24 protein-coding genes are annotated in these 24666 nt (G+C 70.0%); 10 read left to right on the forward strand and 14 right to left on the reverse strand.

From position 1 onward, the window contains the following. Positions 1–119: 119 nt before the first annotated feature. The 3 genes from ABZ863_RS08495 to ABZ863_RS08505 are packed head-to-tail and all read left to right on the forward strand — an operon-like array spanning position 120 to position 2924. Positions 120–989 (forward strand): ABC transporter permease, encoded by an 870-nt coding sequence (locus ABZ863_RS08495; protein ID WP_358533154.1) that lies wholly within the window; start codon positions 120–122, stop codon positions 987–989. 4 nt (positions 990–993) lie between these two features. Then, positions 994–1869, forward strand: a complete 876-nt coding sequence (locus ABZ863_RS08500; protein ID WP_358532470.1) for an ABC transporter permease — start codon at positions 994–996, stop codon at positions 1867–1869. After that, positions 1866–2924, forward strand: coding sequence for an ABC transporter ATP-binding protein (locus ABZ863_RS08505; protein WP_358532472.1), 1059 nt, complete (start codon positions 1866–1868; stop codon positions 2922–2924). Before ABZ863_RS08500 ends, ABZ863_RS08505 begins: the two co-directional genes overlap by 4 nt. A gap of 20 nt (positions 2925–2944) precedes the next feature. Here the strand turns inward: ABZ863_RS08505 and ABZ863_RS08510 are convergent, their stop codons facing one another. Continuing rightward, on the reverse strand, positions 2945–4177 hold the full coding sequence (locus ABZ863_RS08510; RefSeq protein ID WP_358532474.1) for an MFS transporter: 1233 nt from the start codon (positions 4175–4177) through the stop codon (positions 2945–2947). Next, entirely contained in the window at positions 4174–4674 is a 501-nt protein-coding gene (locus tag ABZ863_RS08515) for a RidA family protein (protein ID WP_358532475.1), read from the reverse strand. Before ABZ863_RS08515 ends, ABZ863_RS08510 begins: the two co-directional genes overlap by 4 nt. 81 nt (positions 4675–4755) lie before the next feature. Here ABZ863_RS08515 and ABZ863_RS08520 point away from each other — a divergent pair, with 81 nt between their 5' ends. Genes ABZ863_RS08520 through ABZ863_RS08540 form a run of 5 tightly spaced genes read left to right on the forward strand, consistent with a single transcriptional unit; the run spans position 4756 to position 9559 of the window. Continuing rightward, positions 4756–5268, forward strand: coding sequence for a RidA family protein (locus ABZ863_RS08520; RefSeq protein ID WP_358532477.1), 513 nt, complete (start codon positions 4756–4758; stop codon positions 5266–5268). Next, positions 5265–6314, forward strand: coding sequence for a hypothetical protein (locus ABZ863_RS08525; protein WP_358532479.1), 1050 nt, complete (start codon positions 5265–5267; stop codon positions 6312–6314). Before ABZ863_RS08520 ends, ABZ863_RS08525 begins: the two co-directional genes overlap by 4 nt. Then, on the forward strand, positions 6311–7159 hold the full coding sequence (locus ABZ863_RS08530; RefSeq protein ID WP_358532480.1) for an urea amidolyase associated protein UAAP1: 849 nt from the start codon (positions 6311–6313) through the stop codon (positions 7157–7159). The genes ABZ863_RS08525 and ABZ863_RS08530 overlap by 4 nt, the downstream gene beginning before the upstream one ends. A 28-nt stretch (positions 7160–7187) precedes the next feature. Next, complete coding sequence (locus tag ABZ863_RS08535; RefSeq protein WP_358532481.1) at positions 7188–7883, forward strand: urea amidolyase associated protein UAAP2; 696 nt, start codon at positions 7188–7190, stop codon at positions 7881–7883. Next, positions 7880–9559, forward strand: coding sequence for an allophanate hydrolase (locus ABZ863_RS08540; protein WP_358532483.1), 1680 nt, complete (start codon positions 7880–7882; stop codon positions 9557–9559). The genes ABZ863_RS08535 and ABZ863_RS08540 overlap by 4 nt, the downstream gene beginning before the upstream one ends. A 37-nt stretch (positions 9560–9596) precedes the next feature. Here the strand turns inward: ABZ863_RS08540 and ABZ863_RS08545 are convergent, their stop codons facing one another. Together ABZ863_RS08545 and ABZ863_RS08550 are read right to left on the reverse strand one after the other, a co-directional pair. Continuing rightward, entirely contained in the window at positions 9597–10097 is a 501-nt protein-coding gene (locus tag ABZ863_RS08545) for a DinB family protein (protein WP_358532484.1), read from the reverse strand. Between the two features lie 31 nt (positions 10098–10128). Further along, positions 10129–10755 (reverse strand): class I SAM-dependent methyltransferase, encoded by a 627-nt coding sequence (locus tag ABZ863_RS08550; RefSeq protein WP_358532486.1) that lies wholly within the window; start codon positions 10753–10755, stop codon positions 10129–10131. Positions 10756–10842: 87 nt separating this feature from the next. Between ABZ863_RS08550 and ABZ863_RS08555 the strand changes: the two genes are divergently transcribed. Then, positions 10843–11448, forward strand: coding sequence for an XRE family transcriptional regulator (locus tag ABZ863_RS08555; RefSeq protein WP_358532488.1), 606 nt, complete (start codon positions 10843–10845; stop codon positions 11446–11448). Positions 11449–11481: 33 nt separating this feature from the next. On the opposite strand, the gene ABZ863_RS08560 is transcribed toward ABZ863_RS08555, so the two are convergent. Beyond that, entirely contained in the window at positions 11482–12360 is an 879-nt protein-coding gene (locus ABZ863_RS08560) for an SDR family NAD(P)-dependent oxidoreductase (RefSeq protein ID WP_358532491.1), read from the reverse strand. 187 nt (positions 12361–12547) lie between these two features. Here ABZ863_RS08560 and ABZ863_RS08565 point away from each other — a divergent pair, with 187 nt between their 5' ends. Further along, a complete protein-coding gene (locus ABZ863_RS08565; RefSeq protein WP_358532493.1) occupies positions 12548–13432 on the forward strand; it encodes a helix-turn-helix transcriptional regulator in 885 nt (294 codons plus the stop codon). Positions 13433–13467: 35 nt separating this feature from the next. Here ABZ863_RS08565 and ABZ863_RS08570 read toward each other — a convergent pair whose 3' ends face one another. The 9 genes from ABZ863_RS08570 to ABZ863_RS08610 are packed head-to-tail and all read right to left on the reverse strand — an operon-like array spanning position 13468 to position 24617. Continuing rightward, complete coding sequence (locus tag ABZ863_RS08570) at positions 13468–13965, reverse strand: MarR family winged helix-turn-helix transcriptional regulator (protein WP_358532495.1); 498 nt, start codon at positions 13963–13965, stop codon at positions 13468–13470. A 1-nt stretch (position 13966) separates the two neighbouring features. Continuing rightward, positions 13967–14920 (reverse strand): PDR/VanB family oxidoreductase, encoded by a 954-nt coding sequence (locus ABZ863_RS08575; protein ID WP_358532497.1) that lies wholly within the window; start codon positions 14918–14920, stop codon positions 13967–13969. Beyond that, a complete protein-coding gene (gene dhaL / locus ABZ863_RS08580; protein ID WP_358532499.1) occupies positions 14920–16635 on the reverse strand; it encodes a dihydroxyacetone kinase subunit DhaL in 1716 nt (571 codons plus the stop codon). Before dhaL ends, ABZ863_RS08575 begins: the two co-directional genes overlap by 1 nt. Before the next feature lie 2 nt (positions 16636–16637). Continuing rightward, positions 16638–17846, reverse strand: coding sequence for a cytochrome P450 (locus ABZ863_RS08585; RefSeq protein WP_358532501.1), 1209 nt, complete (start codon positions 17844–17846; stop codon positions 16638–16640). Beyond that, complete coding sequence (locus tag ABZ863_RS08590; protein WP_358532504.1) at positions 17843–19273, reverse strand: MmgE/PrpD family protein; 1431 nt, start codon at positions 19271–19273, stop codon at positions 17843–17845. Before ABZ863_RS08590 ends, ABZ863_RS08585 begins: the two co-directional genes overlap by 4 nt. Further along, the gene (locus tag ABZ863_RS08595) at positions 19263–21305 is read right to left on the reverse strand and encodes an ABC transporter ATP-binding protein (protein WP_358532506.1); all 2043 of its coding nucleotides are present in this window, start codon (positions 21303–21305) and stop codon (positions 19263–19265) included. Before ABZ863_RS08595 ends, ABZ863_RS08590 begins: the two co-directional genes overlap by 11 nt. After that, the gene (locus tag ABZ863_RS08600) at positions 21302–22183 is read right to left on the reverse strand and encodes an ABC transporter permease (RefSeq protein WP_358532508.1); all 882 of its coding nucleotides are present in this window, start codon (positions 22181–22183) and stop codon (positions 21302–21304) included. Before ABZ863_RS08600 ends, ABZ863_RS08595 begins: the two co-directional genes overlap by 4 nt. After that, complete coding sequence (locus ABZ863_RS08605) at positions 22180–23133, reverse strand: ABC transporter permease (protein ID WP_358532509.1); 954 nt, start codon at positions 23131–23133, stop codon at positions 22180–22182. The genes ABZ863_RS08600 and ABZ863_RS08605 overlap by 4 nt, the downstream gene beginning before the upstream one ends. Before the next feature lie 2 nt (positions 23134–23135). Continuing rightward, positions 23136–24617 carry an ABC transporter substrate-binding protein gene (locus ABZ863_RS08610; RefSeq protein WP_358532511.1) on the reverse strand — a complete coding sequence of 494 codons (1482 nt, stop codon included), beginning with the start codon at positions 24615–24617 and terminating at the stop codon, positions 23136–23138. Positions 24618–24666: the final 49 nt, after the last annotated feature.

Raw genomic sequence — 24666 nt, forward strand, 5'->3', positions numbered from 1 at the left:
ACACGGCCTGGCCGGCCGGCTGAGCGGGCGAGCCGATCCGCGTGGAAGGCGAGGCAACTCATGACGACCGTCAGTGAAACACCCCGGAAACGTCGATCTCGGAGCATGTCGACGTGAGCATGCCATCCACCGCAATACCCCGAGCGCGAGCGGACGCGCCGGTGCGCAAGCCACTGGGAGTGTCCAAAGCCGAGGCGAGGTGGCTGCTGTGGCCACCCCTGATCTTCTTCGTGCTGGCGCTCGGGTTACCGCTGCTGACACTCGTCACGCAGTCGCTGGAGGGCGGCACGGCGTACACGGACGCCTTTGAGGTGCCTGCCTTCGCCGCGTCACTCCTGCGTACGGTCGTCATGGCCGTCATCGTGATGATCCTGACGATGATCCTGGGCACCGCATACGCGCTCGCGGTCGTCGCCGCACCGGCATGGTTGCGGTTCGTGCTCGTCGCGGCCCTGATCCTGTCACTGTGGACGTCCATTATGGTGCGTTCCTTCGGCTGGATGCTGCTCGAGCTGCCACGGGGCGCCATCTACTGGTTCCTCGGGCTGTTCGGTCTGGCGGACGAGCCGATCGAGCTGTACCAGACGACCATCGGCATGTATCCGGCGATGGTGGCCGTCATGCTGCCGTTCGCGGTGCTGCCCGTGATGTCGGCCCTCCAGTCGATCGACCGTGAACAGCTCAACGCCTCGACCATCTTCGGAGCCGGACCGTGGCTGACCTTCCGCGCCGTGACGTGGCCGCAGATCCTGCCGCCCGCGTTGAGCGGCGGCATCCTCGTCTTCGTTATGTCCCTTGGCTTCTACGTGACGCCGCTCCTGCTCGGCGGGCCCAGCAACATGACCGTGTCGGGCGTCATCAACGCGCAGATGAACCAGGCCAACCGGCCGGACATCGGGGCGGCGATGAGCATCCTCCTCGTCGGCGGGACGATGATCGTCTACCTCATCGCCGACCGCCTTTTCCGGGTCAGCGAGAAATGGGGATGACGCGATGAGCACACCCGTCGGCCGCAGTCTCGGCTGGTACCGGATTCCCGTCATCGTGGTGGCGGTGCTCGCGAGCCTGCTCCTGATCGTCCCGTTCCTCATCCTCGTCGCGACGTCGTGGACCGGGGGCAGTTTCATTCTGTTTCCGCCCGAGGGTTTCTCCCTCCAGTGGTATACCGAGGTGCTCAGCGACCGCCGCTGGATGGAGTCGTTCCAGCTGTCGCTGTGGACGGCGACCGTCTCGACCCTCATCGCCGCCGTGCTGGGCACGCTGGGAGCGATCGGGCTGACGCGGGTCCGCAACCGGTTGGCGCAACGCTGGATCCGCACACTGTTCATCGTCCCGATCGCACTTCCGCCGATCGCCTACGCGGTCGGGCTCCACGGCGTGAACATGGAACTCGGTTTCCTGCGCGGCACGCTCGTCGCGCTCATCGTCGGGCACGCACTGGTCGCCCTGCCATATGTCTTCGTGATCGTCTCCGGCGGCCTGGCCCGGATCGATCCCGCATTGCGCCCGGCCGCCAGCACCCTCGGCGCCCGGTGGCCGCTGATCCTGTGGAAGATCGAGCTGCCCGCGCTCGTGCCGTACCTGTTGTCGGGCGCACTGTTCGCGTTCGTCGTCGTCTTCGACGAGGTCGTGCTCGCGGTGTTTCTCATGCCACCTGGTGAGCAGACGCTGCCGCTGCGCATGCTGAACGCGTCGCAGGAGGCGTTCTCGCCCGAATTGACAGCGGCGTCGACCCTTGTCTCGTTCCTCGCCATCCTCGTGCTCGCCATCATCCCCGTCAGCAACGCCGTACGGCGGCGGAGGACGAGGCGCGCGCTTTCCCCGCGCCGCGCCGACCGGCCGGCCGCGCTCGAAGGAGCTTCCCGATGACCATCGCACTCTCGATCCAGGACGTGCACGTCACGCTGGGCCACAACCACGTGCTCAAGGGCGTGTCGCTCGACGTCGAGCCGGGAGAGTTCGTCACGCTGCTCGGCGCGAGCGGTAGTGGCAAGTCCACGCTGCTGAACGTCATCGCGGGCCTGCAAACCGTCGACAGTGGACACCTCACCTTCGATGGCGTCAATGTGGACAAACGACCGCCGCAGAAGCGCAACGTCGGCGTCGTCTTCCAGTCCTACGCGCTGTTCCCGCACATGTCCGTCGGTGCGAACGTCTCCTTCCCGTTGCGCGCGGCCCGGCGTCCGGCCAAGGAGCGGCGCGCCGTGGCTGACGAGATGCTCGCGCTCGTCCAGTTGCCGGGGATGGCCGATCGCTCGCCGGCGTCGCTCTCGGGCGGCCAGCGGCAGCGCGTCGCGCTCGCCCGCGCCCTCGCGGCGAACCCCGGCGTGCTGTTGCTCGACGAGCCGATGGCGGCGCTGGACAAGCAACTGCGCGAGCAGATGCAGGTCGAGGTCACGCGCATCCAGCGCCAGGTCGGTATCACCACGGTGTCCGTGACGCACGACCAGACGGAGGCCCTGACGATGTCCGATCGTGTCGCGATCATGCGCGATGGTGTCCTCGTTCAGGTCGACTCGCCCGAGGATCTCTATCGTCATCCCGTCAACTCCTACGTCGCCGGTTTCCTCGGTGAGGCGAACCTGCTGCCCACCGCTGGTGGGCGCATCCTGGATGGCGCGGACGGTTCCGATGTCGACGGCACCGCCGTTCTGCGCCCGGAGGACCTCGAGCTCGTCGCCGACGGCGAGCCGTGTCCCGCCTGGCACGTCGAGGGCGCGATCCACCTGCTGAGCTTCCAGGGCACCCGGTTCCGGCTGGAGCTGTTGACGGACGCGGGCCGCAAGGTGGTGTGCTCGCTGTCCCCATCGGCCGACGTGTCGTCGCTCGTGGTGGGCACCCGGGCGAGGCTCGCCTGCCGCGACCCGGAGCGCGTGCACGTCATCGCCGCCCCACCGGCGAAGCCGGCCATGGTCGCCGCCTGATTCTGCCAAGACGGCAGGGCTTACGCGGCGGGGTCGCGGGGTGGGTCCTGGTCGGGGCTCTCGCGTGGAGAGTCGTCGCGGGTGAACACCGTGACAACGGCCAGCGCTCCCATTTGCAGCCCCGCGACCAGAACGAACGCCCAGGTTGTCGACGCGACGGCGATCACGAGGCCGCCGACGAGGGCGCCGCTGGCGAAGCCGACGCTGGTGAAGCTCGAGAACATGCCCAGCCCGAGCGCCCGGTTCGCGACGCTCAGGCCACGGGTGGCGAGCATGGTCAGCGACGGGTACAGGGGTGAGAAGCCGACGCCGATGAGGGCGGCGCCGATCGCGGCGGTCCAGAAGCTACGGGCGAAGCCGAGCATGGCGAGGCCCGCCGCCAGCGCGCACAGCGAGATCGCGGTCGACCTCAGTGGGCCGAGGCGGTCGGGCAGGCTCGCGAGGGCCATGCGTGCTCCGATGACGCTCACGGAGAAGACCGCGAAGACCGACGCGGCGCCCAGGATCCCGCTCGACGGCACACCACCGGCTTCGAGGTGGATGATGAGGAACCCGAGCATCAGGCCTTCGCCGCACCAGGCCGCCGCGGCGACGACACCGGGCACCCAGACCGCGCGGAAGGCCCGGCCGACCCCGGCCGCGCGCCGTGGCTTCGCGGCCGGCGGGTCCGGATGTGCTGGCCTTGGCGGCCGGGGCAGGCAGGCGATGAGCCCGGCGGTGGCCAGCTCGAGCAGTGCGCACACCACGAACACCTGGGCGGGTCCGCTCGCCTGGTTGACGGCGGCGCCGACCTGTGGGCCGAGGGCGAGCCCGAGCCACACGCTCAGCCCGAAGATGCTCAGCGCCCTGCCCCGTTGCGCCGGGGGTGCCATCGCGACGAGCCAGGTCATGACGAGCGTCATCGCCGCGGCGTTGCCGAGCCCGAACAGGATGCGGCCCAGACCGGCTCCCCACAGCGACGGCACGACCGCCAGCAGGATCATCCCGAGCCCGGCGAGCGCGCCGCCCGTCAGCGCCACCGTCCGGTATCCGCGCCGGTCGCCCAGCAGCCCCGCGATGGGCATCGCGACCATCGAGGAGACCGCGGCGATCGAGATGACCACGCCCGACAGGGTCGTGCCGCCGTCGAGGACACGCTCGACGTAGACCGGGATGATCGGTGTGCTGGCCGCGTTGGTCATCGCGCCGAGCGCGGAGGCGGTGAAGATGAGCCAGAACGGAACAGTGCGGATGATGTCCTGATCGGGCCTCATGCGCGGGTCGGTTCTGGTACGCACTCCAGGTCGAGCCAGAGCTCGAAGCAGTTGTTGCGCGAGAGTGTCGTCGCGCCGATCGATGCGCGGCCCATGCTGCCGATCTCCTCGCCGAAGACCTCCAGGAACAGGTCGCTCGCGCCGTTGGAGACCTCGTGTGGCAGCTCGAATCCCGGCGGGCAGACCACGAAGCACAGCGCGCGGGACAGGCTCGCGACGTGGTCGAGTGAGCCGATGGCGTAGCGGATCATCCCGAGGGTGTGGATCGCGGTCAGCCGGGCCGCGGCGTAGCCCTGCTCGATGGTGACGTCGACGCCGATGACGCCGGGGTGCAGCCGTTCTCCGGCGCGGTTCTCTGGTGTCAGCCCGCTGAGCTGGAGCAGGTTGCCGATGCGATGGAACGGCTTCATGGGTCCGTAGCGGCGGCCGTAGGGCGGGTCGGCGTAGTCGGGGATGTCGAGTCGGAGCTCTCGGACTCGTTGTTCCGCACCAGCCATGGACCCTCCCGTCGGTAATGTGTATCCGATACTATCTAAGATGGATCCACTTTAGGGATTCACTTGAGCGGGAGGAGCCCTGTGCCGACGACCTCAACTCCCGAGCAGCGCGTGGCCGAGCTGGGCCTGGTGATTCCCGACTACAGCGACCCGCCCTACGGCGAGCGCTACAGCCCGATGAAGCCCTTCCACCGCTCCGGCCGCACCCTCACCATCAGCGGGATGACTCCCGAGGACCGGCAGGGCACCAAGCTGTTCCCCGGCCGCGTCGGCGCCGATGTCACCCAGGAGCAGGGCTACCAGGCCGCCCGCGCCACCGCCGTCAACGTGCTCGGTCTCATCCGGCATGGCGCTGGGTCGCTCGACGAGGTCACGGCGCTGGTGAGCACCCTCTGCTTCGTCGTGACGGCCCCCGACTTCACCGACGTCAACCTGGTCGCGAACGGCGCCAACGACCTCTTCGTCGAGGTCTTCGGCGACGAGATCGGACGGGGCACGTCCGCGAGCATCGGCGTCACGAGCCTCTCGGGCGGCAACGTGTTCGAGTTGGTCACCGTCGTCGAGACACGTACCGAAAGCAGGGAACGCGCGTGATCGAAACTGTGCTGGGCCCCATCCCCGCCGAGCGGCTGGGCGTCACGTCGATGCACGACCACGTACTCAGCGACGCCTCCAGGCTGCGCCGTGACGGCGCCGAGCCCGGCCCCACCGCTGACCGTGTCGTCCCCGAGACACTGGGCTACCTGCGCTGGAACATGCTCGCGCTGGCCGACAATCTGCGTCTGGACGAGCCCGGCGTCGCCGTCGCCGAGCTGACCCGCGCCGTCGCGCTGGGCCAGCGCGCGCTCGTGGAGTCCACCTCGTGGGGGCTCGGCCCCGACCACGCGGGCCTGCCCGACGTGGCACGCCGGTCAGGCATGACGATCGTGTGCAGCTACGGCGCCTACCTTCGGTCCACGCTCCCCGGCTGGATCGCCGATCTCGATGAGGCGGGGCTGGAAGAACACCTGGCCGGTGCGCTGCTGGATCGCGTGCCGGGCACCGGCTACCGCGCCGGTCTGCTCGGCATCATGGGTACGACGGCGGACCTGCCGGAAGCGGAGCGAGCCATGCTGCGCGCGGCGGCGCGGGCGGCCGTCCGGGCGGGCGCCGCTGTCACGGTGCGGCTGGATCCGGAGGCATTCCGCGGCCCTGAGGTGCTCGCACTGTGCGCCGCCGAGGGACTGCCGGCCGAGCGGGTGGTCTTCACCAATGCCGACGAGTACCTGGACGCCGGATACTGGGCCGACCTCGCCGCGGCCGGTGCCGTGCTGGAGATGTGCTACGGGACGGAGGCCGGTCACACCGGCCGCGTCCACAACCCGTCCGACGGCGAGCGCCTGGACTTCTTCGCCCGCTTCTGTGCGGAACATCCCGCTTCGCGGCACGTGCTCGGCGAGTCGCTGTGGACGAAGGCACAGCTGCGGACGTACGGCGGCTACGGCTATGGCTACCTGCTGGAGCGGATCATCCCGGCGCTGCTCGCGGCGGGGGTCCCGGCCGGGCGCCTCGACCGGATGCTCGTGGCCGAGCCACGCAGGATCCTCGACCGGGCCGGTGGCGGGGGATACGGGATACACAGCGAGGAGGAATCGACATGACGATCGGCCGGCGCGATGACGGCGGACTGGCGAGCGTCGGGCAGGCGCGGACGGACGCGCGCGGCCGGGCGTCCGTCTCCGAGTGGATGCCCTACCTGCCGCCCACCGAGACGCCGTTCCCTCCCGACGGTGTCGACCCCGCCTCGCTGACCTGGGCGGAGACGGTCGCGCCCGGCGGCTACACGCACCTGCGCGTCACACGCGGCACCCGGCTGCGCCTCGAGGACGTCGACGGCGAGGCCTGCGCCGGCGTTCTCGTTCACAACGCACTCGCGCCGGGGGAGCGGCTCAACGTCGCTGACACGCAGAAGATCTCGTGGCAGGCGTACCTCGGCCCGGGCCACCCGCTGCTCTCCGGTGACGGCCGGGTACTCGCCACGGTCGTCTCGGACACCTCGGGCCACCACGACGCGTTCTGCGGCGTGAGCAGTGACGCGTGGAACGAGGCGAAATACGGTGAGGCGGCCCCCGAGGGCCCGTCGCCGTCGGGCCACGCGCTGCTGCGGCTGGCCGGTGCCAAGCACGGACTGGAGCCGCGCGACCTGCCGCCCGCGGTGTCGTTCTTCAAGGGCGTGCGGGTGGCCGCCGACGGCGCGCTGGAATGGACCGGCTCAGCAGGGCCTGGCCGGTCCGTCGACCTGCTGGCGGAGCTCCCGCTCATCGTTCTGGTCGTGAACAGCCCGCACCCGCGCGATCCGCGCCCGGACTACATCGCCGGGCCGCTGCGTGTGCATGCCTGGCGGTCACGGCCGACGGCTCTCGACGATGCCGTCGCGGTGGCCTCGCCGGAGCGGGAACGCGCCTACCGCAACACGATCGCCTACGCAGAGCTGGCCGGGCTGTGAACCGCTTGCGACGAACGAGGAGTACGAGATGAGCATCGCGACCACGGTTCCGCCGCGGCCCGTCCACGACCCCGCCAGCCCGCTCGACTGGTCGGACCCGCTCGTACCGGGGGAGGTCGTGCTCGACGCGCGCGTCGCCTCGCGGGCCGCGTGGTCGGGTGTCGTGGCGGCGGGTGACGTGCTGACGATCGTCGACGTCGGCGGCAACCAGTCGGCCGACTGTCTCTTCTACGCCGCTGACGACAGCGCCGCCACCGCCGAGAGGTACAGCGCGGCGGACACGATTGCCTGGCAGGGCAACGTTTACGTGCGCACCGGAACGGTGCTGCGCAGCAACCTGGGTCGCCCCCTCATGACTGTCGTGGGCAATGAGGTGGACCGGCAGGACACGATCGGTGGCGCCTGTAGCAAGGAGTCGAACACGCTGCGCTATGGCCACCACACGGCCTACCAGCACGCGTGCCGCGAGAATTTCCTCGCCGAGGGCGCCCGCCACGGGCTGGGGGCGCGCGACCTCGTGTCGAACCTGAACTGGTTCATGAACGTACCGGTCGAGGCGGATGGCTCACTGGGCATCGTGGACGGGATGTCGGCGCCGGGCAGGCGGGTGGCCCTGCACGCGGAGCGGAACGTGCTGGTGATCGTGTCGAACTGTCCGCAGATGAACAACCCCTGCAACGACTTCGACTGCACGCCGCTGCGGATGATTGTGACGCGGCGATGACCGGCGCGGCGTTCGCGCGGGTGGCAGCGGCCTACGCCCGCCTGCGGGAGACCGGCCGGCCCGAGGTGTGGATCACCGTGCGCGACGAGGCGACGGCGCTGGCCGAGGCCGAGGAGATCGACAGGCGGGTGGCCGCCGGACAGCGGCTTCCGCTCGCGGGTACGGCCGTGGCGGTCAAGGACAACATCGACGTCGCCGGGCTGCCGACGACAGCGGGCAGCCGCGCGTTCGCGTATGACCCGGACCGGGACGCCACCGCCGTCGCCCGCCTGCGCGCGGCTGGTGCGGTGGTGATCGGCAAGACCAACCTCGACCAGTTCGCGACCGGCCTGGTGGGTACCCGCAGCCCGTTCGGGGCGGTGCGCAACGCGTGGGACCCGGCACGGATCTCCGGCGGGTCCAGCTCCGGCTCGGCTGTCGCGACGGCGCTCGGGATCGTCGATCTCGCGCTGGGCACCGACACGGCGGGCTCGGGGCGGGTGCCGGCCGCCCTCAACGGTGTCTACGGCGTCAAGCCCACTGCCGGACTGGTGCCCGCGACGGGGGTCGTCCCGGCCTGCCGCACGCTCGACTGCGTCACCGTGTTCGCCCGCGATCTCGGAACGGCCCGGCGCGCGGCGGAGCTGATGAGCGGTGCCGATGGTGTCGACCCGCGGGCACGGCCGGACCAGCCGGCACCCGCGCTCGACGCCTCGCCGCGGGTCGCCGTGCCCACCCCGGAACAGCTGGCCGGCCTCGCGGACGGCTGGGCGGAGGCGTTCGCCCGTGTCGTCGCCGATCTCGCCGCCGGCGGCGCCGAGATCGTCGAGGTCGACATCGCGCCGCTGCTGGAAGCGGCCACGCTGCTGTACGGCGGGGCGTTCGTCGCCGAGCGCACGGCGGCGGTGGGTGACTTCATCGCGGCGCACCCCGAACTCGTCGGCGACGATCTCGATCCCACGGTCGCGGCGATCATCCTGGCGGGCGCGCAGGCAGGGGCGGTCGACTACGTCCGCGATTGCGAGCGGCTCGATCTCCTCGGCCACGAAGGGCTTTCCCGGCTCGACGGCGCGGTCGCGCTCCTCACCCCAACGACCACCTGGCATCCCACGCTCGCGGAGGTCGCGGTGGATCCCGTCGGCGCGAACGCGCGGATGGGCCGCTACACGAACTTCGCGAACCTGCTGGACCGCAGCGCGCTCGCGGTCCCGGCGGGCGCGGTCGCCGGGCTGCCGTTCGGAGTCATGCTCACCGGCGCCCCCTTCGCCGATCGCACGCTGGCACAGCTCGCGGAGCGGATCGCTGCCCCTGCGGTCGAGCTGCTCGTCGTCGGGGCGCACCTGCGCGGCCAGCCGCTGAACCACCAGCTGGTCTCCGCCGGTGGCAGCTTCGTCGCGGACGTACGCACCGCGCCGACCTACCGGCTGTACGCGCTGCCCACCACGCCGCCGAAGCCCGGTCTGGCACGTGTCGCCGCTGGCGGAGCCGCTGTCGCGGGCGAGCTGTGGCGGCTGCCCGCGGCCGGTTTCGGCACGTTCGTCGCGAACCTGCCCGCGCCGATGGGGATCGGACCGGTGCGGCTCGGTGACGGCCGGACCGTCGCCGGCTTCCTCTGCGAGGCAGTCGCGCTCGAGGGCGCGCCCGACATCACCGCCTACGGCGGCTGGCGGGCTTACCAGGGCCATCGAGAACGTTGAGATGTTGTCTGTCCACAATGGATGATCTGTGGACCTGTCAGCGCCCGGTCGCGCCGTCGATCAGTTCGCGGAGGATATCGGCGTGGCCCGCGTGCCTGCCGGTCTCCTCGATCATGTGGGTGAGTGCCCAGCGGACGCTGGGAGCGGGGCGTCCCGGTCGCGGTCGGGGGACCGGTGTGGCGAGATCGGTGCACCCGTCGAGTACGTCGTTCGCGCGCTCGACCGTCTCGCGGTAGCGGGCGACGACGTCGGCCACGCTGTCCGCTGGCGCGGCCTGGAAGGTCGCCTGCCAGTCGGTGACGTTCTCGCCGAGGAAGATCGAGCGTTCGACGCAGGTCAGGTGGTTGAGCAGGCCGAGCAGGTTCGTGCCCGACGGCACCGCGGCTGTTCGCACGTGTGGTTCGGGTGCGCCGTCGACCTTCGCGGCGATCGAGGCGCGGAGGTAGTCGAGGAATCCGCGCAGGACCTCGGTCTCGCTGCTTCCGGTGCGGGGCGGTGGGGTGTCACGGCGGCGGTTGCGGCGCGTGGTGGCGGGCATGGCGGTCTCCTTCCTTCGTGCGCGGCGAGTGTCAGGTGGTGCGGCGGATCAGCAGGACGTGGTCGATGACCTCGGCGGTGCGTCCGCCTGGTCCGGTCGCGATCCTGCGGGGTGTGTCGGCCCGCTCGACCGCCCACGTCGCCGCGTCCAGGTCGATGTCCGCAGCAACCTCCCGCGGGCTCGGGTACCGGACGTCGTGGTCCTGGTTCCACGTCCACGGCGCGGCCGAGCCGTGGTCGACGACCAGCAGCCGCCCGCCCTGGCGCAACGCGTGCGCGGCCGAGCGCAGGACGGTTGCTCTGTCCAGGTCGAAGGGGGAGTGCAGGTAGTGGGCGCAGATCAGGTCGAACTCGCCCTGCGGGAAAGCCCCGCCCAGGTCGTACCGCACGGCGGTGACGCGGTCGCCGAGGCCGTGTGCGTCGGCGAGGGCGGCGAGCCGCTCGACCGCCACGGCCGAGATGTCGGCAGCGGTGACGTGCCATCCCCGGCCGGCGAGCCACAGCGCGTCGCCACCGTCGCCGCAGCCGAGGTCCAGGACGTCGCCGGGTGACAGGCCAGTGACCGTCTCGGTGAGCCGGGCATTCGGCCGCGGGTCGTGGGCCGCTGGCCGCGCCGCGTGCGTTTCGTCCCAGAACGTGACCGCGTCAGTGGCGTTCATCGGTGTTCCTTCCGTTGGTGTAGGCCCAGTTTCGCCAGGCATGCGCCGACCTGGCACGGAATCTTGCGGTTCTGGCAAGATGTTCGTGTGGACCGCGAAACGGACGATGTGCTCGACGGGGTGGGGCCACGACTTCGCGCGCTGCGCCGTCACCGCGGCATCACCCTCGCCGACCTCGCGACGACAACCGGCGTGTCGGAGAGCACCCTGTCCCGCCTGGAAAGCGGGCAGCGCCGCGCGACCCTGGAACTGCTGCTGCCGCTGGCCCGCACCTACAACGTTCCGCTGGACGACCTCGTCGGCGCCCCGCGCACCGGCGACCCCCGCATCCACCTCACGCCGATCCACCGGTTCGGGATGACCTTCATACCGCTGTCCCGGCGGCCGGGCGGGGTGCAGGCGTTCAAAATGCTCATCCCCGCCCAGCCCGAACCGCGCGAGCCGACCCCGCAGATCCACGACGGCTTCGAATGGCTGTATGTGCTCAACGGGCACCTACGGCTCATCGTCGGCGAGCGCGACCTGACACTGCCACCCGGCGAGGCAGCCGAGTTCGACACGTCCTTGCCGCACTGGCTGGGTAGCGCCGACGGCGGCGTCGTCGAGCTACTCATCCTGTTCGACCCGCAAGGAATGCGCACACATATTCACGCCGACCCCCACCGACCGTCTCACGGCGGAAGTCAGCGGTGATGGGTCCGCGCGTGTTCCAGGCGAGCGCTGCGATCAGGGCGTCGGCGGGACTTCAGTCGCGGGGAAGTCGGTCGCGGCCGCGGTCTCTGCGGCGGCGTCGACGTTCGCGCGCAGGGCGTCGACCTTGGCGCTGGCGAAGGAGTGAGCGTCCGAACCGAGCAACTGGCGCAGTGGGCCATCACCGCTGACGACCTGGCTGATGATCGCCTCCGCGCCCCTGACCGGGTCACCGAGCTGGCCACCCTGCAGGTTCAGGTGGTCGACGGTCATCTCACGGACAGCCGGGTACGCCTGCGTGGTGTCGGCCGGCAACGCGAGCGAGTCCTTGGTGAGGAAGTTGGTGCGAAAGTAGCCGGGCTCGACGATGGTGACCTTGACATCGAAGTCAGCGACCTCCGCTGCGAGGGCCTCGCTGAGGCCTTCCAGCGCGAACTTGCCTGCGCAGTAGAGCGCCCAGCCCGGGACCGCAGTCAGCCCGAGGACCGACGACACGTTGACGATGTGGCCGCTCCTCTGCCCGCGCAGGATCGGCAAAGCGGCACGCAACACGTTCCACACACCGGCGACCTGGACGTCGAGCATGTCGCGGACCTCGCGGTCGCTGGTCTCCTCCACCGCCGCCAGGAAGCCGTAACCGGCGTTGTTGACGACGACGTCGAGGCCACCAAAGCGCTCGCTGGTGTGGTGGACCGCCTGCGTGACAGCTTCGTCATCGCGCAGGTCGATGGCGAGCGGGAGCAGGCGGGAGGTGTCGACGCGGTCGCCGAGCGCGGAAAGCAGCCGCTCGGTCGAGCGTGTCGTCGCGGCGACGTTGTCGCCGCGCTCGAGCAGCTGCTTGACCAACTCGAGACCCAGACCGCGGGAAGTACCGGTGACGAACCAGATCGCGGGTCGATTCCTCGGGAAACTCATTGTCGTCCTTAACTCACGTTGTATAGGGAGCGCGGTCCAGGCGGTACCCGGCGCCGGCACGACGTAAGCGTGGCTCACGAGAAGCCGCTGTGGACGGTCATCTCGCGCCCTCTGCGACCGCGGACTGGGCAACCTAGGACGCGCAGGTCCACTCGCGAACTGGGCGAGGTTGGGGACAATCGGTTCCATGGCCAAGACCAACCGCGAACTCGCTGACTTCCTGCGACGAGCCCGCAGCCAGGTCGACCCGTCATGGGCGGGCCTGCCGCCCGACGGGCGCGTGCGCCGCGTGCCCGGTCTGCGGCGCGAGGAAGTCGCGCTGCTGGCAGGGGTGTCCACCGACTACTACGCCCGTCTCGAACAAGGCAGGCGCATCATGCCCTCCGCTGCTGTGGTCGAGGCCATCGGCCGCGCTCTCGGACTCGACGCCGCAGGGCGTGCGCATCTCGAGGATCTCATCGGACTGACCGCGGCACCGGCCCACCGACGAGCCCGTGGCGTCCAACGAGTGCGTCCAGGGCTCTATCAGCTTCTCGACTCACTCGACGGCGAGCCCGCACTTGTTCTCGGCCGCCGCACCGACGTGCTGGCCGCCAACCGGATGGCCAAAGCACTGTTCACCGACTTCGACAGGTTGCCGCCGAAGCAACGCAACTACGCACGCTGGATGTTCCTCGACGAGGACGCCCGGGCGCTGTTCGTCGACTGGCAGGACCAGGCCCGCGCCGCGGTCGAGAGCCTGCGATTCGAGGTCGGCCGCGACCCAGACGACAGCGCTACGGCCGCCCTCGTCACCGAACTGCGCGAACACAGCCGCGAATTCGACCAGTGGTGGGAACAGCACCGGGTCCACCAGCGCACCCACGGTTCGAAGCGTCTGCGCCACCCCCTCGTCGGGGATCTCACTGTCGAGTACGAGACCCTCGCTCTGCCGGGCGATCCCGACATCACCTTGTTCGTCTACACCACCGAGGCCGGATCACCCTCACAGCGAGCCATGGATCTTCTCGCGAGCTGGACGGCTTCCGGCCCGGGTGTCGGTTCGGAGCATGGTGGGGCCGGGCGATCTTGAGACCGGTGTCATAGGCGGCCGGCGAACGAGCGAGCTCACAGATCGTCGGCATGCGTTTGCTCGGACTCGTATCGCTGGAGTTTTTCCGAGTTCGCCAGCAGCCTGCACAGGTACTTCTTCAGTTGCCGTTGTTCCCGGTCGGTGAAGCCCGCCATCAGCTCCTGATGGAGCCCGATGGCGATGGGGAGGATCTCGTCGTGGACCGCCGCGCCTGCCTCGGTGAGATACAGGCGTTGTACGCCATCCTCCTTTTCCATCACGACCAGATCTGCGTTGCGCAGCACGGCCGCGCTCCGCGAGACGACGGACTTGTTCATCCCGAGAACGTCGCAGACTTCTTTCGCGTTCGCGCCGGGGCAGTTGCCCAGGGCACTCAGGACACGCCATTCGTTGGTGTGGATACCGAACCTCTGGTGGTAGATCCGGGTGCCTGTCCACAGCAGATCGTTGGCGATCAGGGCGATCAGGGCGGGAAGGTAGTCGTCCCTGACGATGGTCGTGGCGAGCTTTTCCCGGACGACGCGGTCGGCCATGTCAGAGCTCCAGTCGTAGCGTGCCACCGCGGCTACGCGATACACAGATCATCATCACTTCGGACTCTTCCTTCTCCTCGTCGGTGAGCACGGCGTCGCGGTGGTCCACCTGCCCGTCCACGACAAATGTCTCACACGTGCCGCAGGTGCCTTCCCGGCACGAGGAGAACACCCGGACCCCGGCTGACGCGGCGGCGGTCAAGATGGACACTCCCGGCTCGACCGTGACGGTCTTGCCGCTGAGTACCAACTCGACGTCGAACGGCTCGTCGCCCGGTTCGTGCACGGTCTGGGAGTTGACGAACCTTTCCACGTGCAGTGCTCCGGCGGGCCAGTGGGCCGTCGCCTTTTCCGCTGCCTCGAGCAAGGATTCGGGGCCGCAGCAGTAGACCGCCGTATCGGTTCTGGCCATACCGAGCAGGTGCGTTACGTCCAGCCGCCCGGTCTCGTCACGGGGGGCGAGCGTGACGCTGCCGCCCGCCCCGGGCAGTTGCGAGGTGAAGGCCATCGAGCGGCGGGTACGCCCGGTGTAGTGCAGTTCCCAGCTCGTCCCGCTGCTCGCCACCCGATGGACCATCGACAGGATCGGGGTGATTCCGATTCCTCCGGCGACGAACACGTAGTGCTCCGCGGGCACGAGCTCGAAGGTGTTTCTCGGCGGTGAAGTCAGGACGGTATCGCCTTCGGTGAGCCGATCATGGATGTGCCGACTGCCGCCCCGGCCCGAGGGCGCGAGCAGCACGGCGATCCGGTACCTGCTGCGGTCCCGGGGGTCGCCGCAGAGCGAGTACTGGCGGATCATCGTCTCGCGCCCGGCCGGCAGGTGCAGATCGATGTGGGCGCCGGGAGCCCACGCGGGCAGCTCGGTTCCGTCCGCCCGCGCCAGTTCGAGGCCCACCACATCGTCGGCCATCGGCTCTCGTGCGGTGACCCGCAACGGCATCGGTTCGTTCATCAGTTGTCTCCGTACAGACAGGTGGCCACGGCCCTGAGCCAGACCACCACGGCGACCGCCCCGGGGTCCGGATGGCCGGCGACCCGCTCGCCCAGGTAGCTGCTCCGCCCGAGCCCGGCGTGCATCTGTTCGGTGGCACGGGCGCCCGCCTCGGCGGCGGACAGCGCCAGCCGCACGGCCGCCTCGGCCGGACGGCCATCGTCGAGGGCCTCGCACAGCGTTTCCGCGGCCGGTGCCAGTGCGTCGACCATGGTCCGGTCGCCGACCTCCGCCCCGCCGACTCGGCGCACCGCGCTGGTTCCGGCGGCGAAGGCCCTCGCCCAGGTTCCCGGCGAGGGATCGGCGCGGGCCAGCTCTTCGGCAGCGCCCAGTGCGAGCAGGGAATAGAGCGGACCGGAGGTGCCACCGACATGCCTGCGCAGGAGCGCCGCCAGTTCGCGGAGCAGGAGCTGATGGCTGCCGAGCCTGCTCAGCGTGCCGACAGCTGCCAGGATGCGTTGTGCCCCACGGGCCAGGTTGGTGCCGAGATCGCCGTCACCGATTGCGCGGTCCAGGTCGGTCAGTGCCGGTTCCGCGGCGATGACGGCCTCGGCCGCAGCGGTCACCGCTGTTATGGCGACCGACAGATCCTCCGCTCGCCGGTTTCGCCCGTCGTCGTTGTCCGGACCGGCATCGGCGATGACCAGGCTGGTCCGGCTCATGCCCGGATCGAGACGGGGCGCCGCACGCCAGGCCACAGTGGACGCCGGCGCATCGAGCAGTTCCAGTTCGTCGTCGGTGACCTGGGCGAGCGATACCGACACCCCGGCCATGTCGAGCGCGGTGAGGTAGCTCCCTGTCCACATCCGGACCGGGTGGATGCGATGTTCGTTGAGCGCCGACTGGACCTCGGCACCCACGATTTCCAGCTCCAGCGCCGTTGTGGCGCCGAGACCGTTGACGAGGACCACGACGGCAGCGCCCGGCGGGATGGCCTTCTGCTCCACGACGTGACCGACGAGCCGCGTCGCGATGCCCTTGGCCGAGTGAGCCGAGCCGCGTTCCCGCCCTGGCTCGCCGTGGATGCCGAGCCCCCATTCGATCTCGCCCTGCGGCAGGTCGAAGCTCGGCCGGAGTGCGCCGGGCAGGGTGCACGGGCCGGTTGCGACGCCCATGCTGCCCAGCTTGCGGGCGAACGCACTGGCCGCCTCGGCGGTTTCGGCCAGGTTCATGCCGCGGGCGGAGGCCGCGCCGGCGATCTTGTGCACGAGCACGGTTCCCGCGATGCCGCGCGGGCCGACCCGGGTTTCGCCGGGCAGCGCCACGTCGTCGCCCACGAGCACGGTCTCCACCGGGATACCGTCGGCTTTCGCCATTTCCGCTGCTATCCCGAAGTTGAGCTTGTCCCCGGTGTAGTTCTTGACCACCAGAAGCGCGCCCGCGCGACCCGCGGTCGCCTTGATCGCGGCGTGGACGGCGTCGGCGGACGGTGACGTGAAGACCTCGCCCAGCACGGCGGCGTGCAACATCCCTTCGCCGACGTAACCGGCGTGGGCCGGTTCGTGACCGGACCCGCCACCGGAGATGACGGCCACCTCTCGCAGTTGCGCGGGATCCGAGCCCGCGCGGGCCAGCACGTTCCACCCGGCGACGCGGGCCAGGCTCGGCGTACGTGCGGCCAGTGCGTTCACGTAGTCATCAACGGCGCTCGCCGGAGAGTTGATTATCTTGTGCATGGTCATCCCCTCTTCGGCGTGACACGGACGGGAAGCGAGTCATAGCCGCGGAGCCAGTTTGACAACTTCGGCGCAGGGGGGCCGGCGAGCTCCACCGACCCGGCGCGTTCCGCCAAGGCGCTCAGCACCACCTCGGCCTCCATCCGGGCCATCATCTGGCCGACACAGCCGTGGATTCCGGTACCGAACGCGAGCTGGCCGGAGGTGTCCCGCGCCAGATCGAACTGCTCGGGCCGTTCCCATCTGCGTGGATCGCGGTTGGCGGCGCCCACGAGCAGGAGCACCTTCTGCGCGGCCCCCAGGAACGCGCCGTCGATCTCCACGGGGCAGGTGGTCGTGCGGCCGATGAACGGGCTCGGTGCGTACCACCGCAACCCTTCTTCGAAGACGGTCCGCGCAAGCGATGGGTCGGCTCGCAGGGCTTGCCACGCGGTTTCGTTGTCCGCCAGTGCCTTGATGGCGATACCGATGCCGAGAATCGTCGTGTCGAGTCCGGCGGACAGGAACGTCCGCACCAGCATGCCCGCGTCCTCGGCTGAGATGTCGCCCTTGTCGGCCGCGGCGAAGATGCTTCCCGCGAGCTTGTCCTCGTCGAGGTTTTCGCGGCGCATCTGCCAGTTCACGTACTGCGTGGCGTCGACGGCGTTCGCCACCGCCTCCTGGTAGAGCGCGTTCTTCGGCCCCATCGCCTGGAAGTTGAGGTTCGCGTAGGTGAGCAGGTGTTCCCGGCCCTCGGGGGCGAGCCCGACCGCGTCGGGCAGCACACGCAACGGAAAAGCCTCCGCGAGGTCCTTCGCCGCGTCGAACTCGCCGCGACCCACCAGGTCGGCGACCAGGTCATCGGCGTGGGCACGGAACTCGTCCTTCAGCCGGCGGATCACCCGCTGGGACAGGACAGTGGTCATCACCTTGCGGTACTTGCCGTGCTCGGGTGGGTCCGCTTCCAGGATCACGCTCGGCGGACGCCAGTTCTCCTCATGTTTGATGTTGGTTAGCCCCGTACCCGCGGATGACTCGAACACTGTCGGATCGCGGAAGATCCGCTCGACCGTCTCATGACGTCCGGTCGCCCACAGATCGTATTTTCTCAGCCATACCAACGGTCCCAGCTCGCGTAGCGCTTCGTCGACCGGGATCGGGTCGGCGAGTGACGCGGGTGCGAACGGATCCACATCGGACACCGGCGCGGTATCTGGTCGAAGATCGGTCAATTCCCTGCGGCTCCTTCTGGCTCCGGTCGGTCAGTTGCCACTGGGTGGCCTCGGCCACCCAGCCACGCGAAGAACGCAGACGCGTCGTTCTCCTCGTGGATCGCTGTCGCGGCGGCGAGCGCCGCGTCGGGTTCGCCGTGCCCGCCGGTGGTTTGCCGGAACTTGTCCCGCAGTTCGGCCGGTCCGAAGAGGTCCTGCCGCGCGTCGCGCGCGCGTTCGAGAAAGCGCTCCAGTACCTCACCGCCGGCCAGGCGCACACGGAGCCCGACGCGGGCCAGGTCGGTGTGGGCGCCCGGCTGGACCACCTCATAGTCGATCTTGTCCATGAACGCCGCGGCCGCCGGGTCCTCGAGCAGGCCGGTGCGAAAGCTGCGCAGACCGAGTTCGCCGTCGATGGCGATGCGGGCCAGGCAGTACGGCATGCTGAACCGGGCGTGATGCGCGCTCAGCGGCCGTCGTTTGACCGGTAGCGGATCGAGGGTGAGGCGTGCGGTGAACTCGGAGACCAGGCAGGTGAGGTGCTCGACGTCGGAGACCGGGTCGAGGCCGCGGTCGCGGATCTCCTGCGCCACGTCGAGCCAGAGGTCGGCGGGATCGTGAATCCCGTGGCACACCGGGTAGGGCTTCGTGGCCACGCGCAGGATCGCGTGGTCCGCCCACATGGTGACATCCGGCGGCACGGTCTTATCCACAAAGGACTGAAAGATGCCGAACCTGCCGTCGAGCACGGTCCTGGGTCCACGGGCGCCCGCGATGGCGAGATCGACGGCGTAGAGGCTCGACTGCGCCGCCCAGCCGAGCTGCAGTGGCTTCGTGTCGCCGCCGCTGACGACGAACTCCATGAGCCCGCTTGCCATGCTGCCGGCGAGGCCGAAGGCGTCGACCGTGGTTTCGGCATCGAGACCGCGCAGACGTGCCGCCACCATGACACCGGCGAACACCCCGAGGACCGCGGACGGCTGGAAGCCGCGCGGCTGGAACTGCGCGGGTGCCAGCCCGCCGAGGACGTCGGCCACCTGGTATCCACATGCGACGGCAGCGAGGAGCTCGTGGCCGGTCGCGCCGACCTCCTCGCCCACAGCCAGTGCCACCGGGACGACGAGCGCGCCGATGTGCATGATCGTGCCGAAGATACTGTCGTCGAAGTCGAGCGCGTGTGCGGCGGTGCCGTTGACCAGCACGGCCGTCCGTGCGGGGGTGCGGACGCCGTGCCCCCATACCGGCACGCCGGACCGGCCGGCGTCGGCGAGCGCGGCACGCGCCACGGCCTCCGCCGCCGGGGTCCTCGCGCCGGCGAGTCCCACGCCGACCGTGTCGACCACGCGGTCCACCGCCGCGCGAAGGACCGTGTCAGGCAGCTGCGCCGCCGGTTTCGTCAGGAAAGCCCTGACGAGTCGTTCCGACAGCGTCTCGTCGTCAGCGGGCATGGGCATCCCTTTCCGTGAGGCCCAGCAGCTCACCGGGGAAGTGGCAGGCCGCGCCGTGCCCGGTGTCGTCGGCGAGCAACGGTGGCGACTGTTCGGCGCATATCGTCCGGTCCGGATGGGCCAGTGGGCCGATGGGGCAGCGGGTCCGGAACCGGCAGCCGGACGGGGGATCCTTCGGGCTCGGCAGGTCACCGCGGAGCAGGATCCGCTCCCGCCGCGCGCCCGGCTCGGCCTGCGGCGAGGAGGACAGCAGTGCCTGGGTGTAGGGGTGCCGTGGCCTGGCGAAGAGCTGTTCGGTGGGGCCGCTCTCCACGATCCGGCCGAGGTACATGACCATCGTCCGGTCGCTGATGGCCCGTACCACCGCCAGGTCGTGGGCGATGAAAAGGTAACCGAGGCCGAGCTCGTCGCGCAGGTCCCCGAGCAGGTTGATGATCTGTGCCTGGATGGAAACGTCCAATGCGGACACCGGCTCGTCCAGCACCAGGCACTCGGGTTCGACTGCCAGAGCCCTGGCGATGCCGATCCGCTGGCGCTGACCGCCGGAGAACGCGTGCGGCAGCCGCTCCTGGTGCCGTGCCGCCAGGCCGACGCGCTCCAGCAGTTCGACGACCCGGCCGGGCCGTTCGTGCGGCGGCACGCCCCGTGCCTGCAATGCCTCCTCCAGGGCCTCGCGGATGGTGCGGCGTGGGTTGAGCGAGGCGTACGGGTCCTGGAACACGTACTGCACGCTGCGTCGCATCGCACGCCTCGCACGCCCGGACAGCCCGTTGAGGTCCTGCCCCTGCACGGTGACAGATCCCGAGTGCGGTGTTTCGATGCCGACCAGGGTCCGGGCGAGGGTGGACTTGCCGCAGCCCGATTCGCCGACCAGCCCGACCGTCTCGCCGGCCCGGACGCGCAGATCCACACTGTCGACGGCGAAGACCGGGCGACGGCGGCTGCCGACGTTCACCCGCAGGGCCTCGACATCGAGGATCGTTTTACCCGAACCAGCCATGGGAGCGGGTGCGGCTGGGCCACCGGCGGGCTCCGGGGCGGTGCTGCCGATCTCCCAGCAGGCGGCGAGCCGTCCGGGACTCGCAGGCAGCGGATCGAGCGGCGGTACTTCGGAACGGCAGCGGTCCACCGCCAGCGCGCACCTCGGGTGGAAGGCGCAGCCGTCCGGGAGCCTCGCCGGATCCGGTGGCTGGCCGGGGATCGCGGTGAGCCGCTGCCCGATCGGCGTGTCCAGGCGCGGCATGGCGCGCAGCAGCGCCCGCGTGTACGGGTGCGCCGGTGTGCGCAGAACCGCGTCGACCGCACCGCGCTCGACGATGCGCCCGCCGTACATCACCGCCACCGAGTCACACAGCTCGGCGATCACGCCCATGTCGTGGGTGATCATCAGGACAGCGACACCGGTGCGCTCCCGCAGCTCGGCGAGCAGGCGCAGGATCTGCGCCTGAATCGTCACGTCGAGCGCGGTCGTCGGTTCGTCCGCGACCAGCATCTCGGGCTCGCGGGCCAATGCCATCGCGATGACGACCCGCTGGCGCATGCCGCCGGAGAACTGGTGCGGATAGTCGCGCAGCCGTCGTTCGCCGTCCGGGATGCCGACCAGGTCGAGTAGCTCGGCGGCGCGCGTCCACGCGTGCCGGCGTGGTGTGCCGTGCACGAGCAGTGCCTCGGCCACCTGTGCACCGACGGTCAGGACCGGGTTGAGGGAGGCCTGCGGGTCCTGGAACACCATGGCGATCCGGTCGCCCCTGATCGCCCGCATCTCCCGCTTTCCGAGCGAGAGCAGGTCGTCGCCGCCGTAGCTGATCGTGCCGCCGGCGACCTGGCCGGGTTCCGGGACCATGCGCAGCAGGCTGCGTGCGGTCACCGACTTTCCGGAGCCGGACTCGCCGACCAGGCCGACGATCTCGCCGCGATGGATCCGCAGCGACACGTTGTCGACGGCCGTCACCGCGCCGTCCGTACTGGGGAACCGGATCCGCAGGCCGTCGATGTCGAGCAGCCCGTCGCCGGGGGGAAGGGTCGTGGTCATTTCCGCAGCACCTCCTCGTTGAGTGCGTCGGAGAGCAGGCTGAAGGACAAGGCGAGCAGAATCAGGACTATCGCGGGTCCGAGGACGTAGACCGGGGCCAGCGACAGGAACCGCACACCACTGTTGAGCAGCGAGCCCAGCGACGGTTCGGGTGGCTGGATACCCAGGCCCACCACCGACAGCCCGGTCTCGAGGAAGATCGCGATCACCATCGCGATCGCGGTGTGGACGATGATCGGGTCGATCGTGTTGGGCAGGATGTGCCGGACCAGCACCCGCCACCGCGGGATGCCCATCGTCTGTGCCGCGAGCACGTACTCCCTGCGTTCCTGGGAGAGCAACCCGGCCCGCGCGAGCCTGCCGAAGCCGGGCAGCGCGAAGATCACGATGCTGATGGAAAGGGCGAGCATGCCAGGGCCCACGAGCAAGGCGACCACCATGCCGAGGATGAGGCTGGGAAAGCCCTGGATGATGTCGAACACCCGTTGGAAGAACAAGCCGAGCGCCCGGGACAGCGCACCGATGGCGCCGAGGACGGTGCCGAGCACCATGGCCGTCAGCACGCCGGCGGACAGCAGGACCAGATCGATCCGCAGGCCGTAGAGCGTCCGGACGGCGATGTCGCGGCCGAGCTCGTCGGTGCCGAACGGATGCGCCCAGCTGGGTCCGGCGAAGGTGTTCATCGACTGGGCGTCGTACCCGGAGGAGAACAGCGGCACCAGCACCGCGGCGGCCACGAGCACGCCCAGCAGCGTGATCCCCACGGCGCCGCGCGGGCGGCGCAGCGCGCCAAGGTAACGGCGCAAGGTCCGGTGCCGTGTCGGTCGTGGTGTCGTCGGGCCGGCGGTCGCGGCCGGCGCCTGCGAGTCGACGGTCATCGCGCACTCTCCAGTTTGATCCTGGGATCGAGCGCGGCGAGCCCGATCTCGGTGAGCAGTTGCGTGATCACGGCGATGGCGACGGCCAGCAGCGTGATGGCCTGCAGGACGGCGTAGTCACGCTGGTTCACGCTCGTCACCGCCAGCGTGCCCAGCCCATTGCGGGCGAAGATGGCCTCGACCACGATCGCGCCACCGAGCAGTTCGCCGAACCGGATGCCGAAGGTCACCAGCGCGCTCGACAATGAGTTCCGCAGGACGTGCCGCAGCGTCACGCGGGTGTCCGAGGCGCCTTTCGCGATCGCCGTTTGCACGTAGTCCTCGCCTCGGGCCTGGTCCATCGCGCTGCGCACCAGTCGCGCGATCGCCGCGGACTGCGTCAACGCCAGCGCCAGTGCCGGAAGCAGCAGGTACTGGATGCCGATCACCGGGTCGGCGAACAGGGAAACCTCCCCGCTGACCGGCAGGAGCGGCACCGCGATGCCCAGCAGCAGCACCAAGAGCAGTCCGGAAAGGAACGGCGGTGTCCCGAGCAGCGTCGTGGAGAACAGGTCGAGGGCGCTGCGAGCCGAACGGCGGCGGACGGAACCGGCGATGATTCCCAGGCCGAGCCCGAGCACCACCATGAGCAGTGCGGCGAGGATGGCGAGTTGCACCGTGCTGCCGGCGCGGTCGAGCAGGAGCTGCGTCACCGGGCGGTCGGTGAGGTAGGAGGTGCCGAAGTTCCCGTGCAGCGCGTCGCCGAGCCAGTGCAGGTACTGCGTCACCATCGGCCGGTCGAGTCCGAGGTCGGCGCGGATGGCCGCGACCTCGGCCGCGGTCGCGTCGGGGCCGGCGATGGTCACGGCTGGATCGCCCGGCGCCAGCCGCGGCAGGACGAACGCCAGTACGGAGGTCGCGAACAGTACGAGGAGGGCCGAGGGGACCCTGCGCAGAAGGTAGCGGGCCATGGTCACACCAGGTATGCGTTGTCGAGGACGAGGGCGCCGAGCCTGGTCTGCGCGGCGTCGCGGACGCGCCGGGACCGCAGCGTCATCAGCGGGGCCACGACGAGGCTGTGGTCGAACGCCTGCTCCTGCAGGTACGCGCCCAGTGCGTGCACGCTGGCTTTGCGCTTGTCCGGCGGTGCGGTGAGCGCCGTGTGCACGATCGCCTGGTAGGCGTCGGCGCGGAAATGTGACGCGTTGCCCGAGGGCAGGAACGGCGGGATCGAGCTGACCAGCGTTGCCGCGCCCAGATCTGCGATCCCGAATGCGGTCGCCCACAACGGATTCAGCTTCCCGGTCGCGAGGCGCTGGTCGAAGGTGGCGCTGTCGAGTATCTGGATCTGCACGCCCAGCCCCACGGCTTCCAGGTCGTAGCGCACGATCTCGGCCATGCTGCGTACCGACACCAGCCCTCGCACGTCCATGACGATCCGCTTGCCGGTCGCGCCCGCGGCGGCGATCATCGAGCGCGCCAGCTCGGGGTCGTACCGGTAGGTCGTCGACTGCGTCTCGTCCCAGCCCGGTTCGTTGCGGGTCCACCAGAGGCTGCTGGCCTCGCCGTAACCGGCGAAGACCTGGGTGCGGATGCGTTCCCGGTCGATCGCGTAACCGATCGCCTGGCGCACCCGGATGTCGGTGAACGGCGGGGCCAGGACGTCCAGCCCCAGGGAATACGCCGCTCCCGCGGAAAGGCCGATCTCGAAGCGGCCGTCGGCGGACAGGCCCTTCGCGTCCAGCGGTGCGGACCCGTATCCGACATGGGCACGGCCGCCCCGGATAGCCGTGACCAAGGCGGTCGGATCGATGATCGTCGACTGCTCGATCCGGTCGAGATACGGCCGGCCGGGAACGCGGTAGTGCGGGTTGCGGGTCAGGTGGAGTGAGTCGCCCGGTGTCCAGGATTCCCAGGTGAACGGTCCGGTTCCGATCACGGAGGTGCCGCGGGCGAGGTCGTTCGCACTCTCGTGGTCGATGACCGATGCCAGCTCGAAGAGGTCGAACAGGTTCGATGCCGGGCGTTGCAGTCGTATGCGCACCGTGTGCGGGTCGTCGGCGGTCATGTCGGCGATCACCGATGCGATCGACCGCCCCTGCGACCGGGCGTCCGGATCCGCGGTACGCCCCAGCGAGTAGATCACGTCGCGCGCGTCTACTGCGCGGCCGGAATGCAACAACACGTCCGGCCGCAGGCGAAGCGTGAGCACCCGGCCGCCTTCGGAGAACTCCCAGCCGGTCGCCAGCTGTGGTTGCGGGATGCCGTTCTCGTCGTAGGCGGTGAGCGTTTCGAACACCAGCCGGCGCCAGGTGATCGAGCTGGTCAGCTGCGACTGGGCGGCTGCAGGGTCGGCGTCGATGTTCACCGCCATCGTCAGCGTGCCGCCGGCGCGCGGCGCGGTACCGTGCGACTCGCCGCGTGCCTCGTCGACCGCCAGCCGGCAGCCGCTCAAGGCGGCACCGCAGCCTACGCTCGTGAGTCCGAGCAGGGCGGTTCGCCGG

The sequence above is a fragment of the Saccharomonospora sp. NPDC046836 genome (genome assembly GCF_040645195.1).
Classification (GTDB): Bacteria; Actinomycetota; Actinomycetes; order Mycobacteriales; family Pseudonocardiaceae; genus Prauserella_A.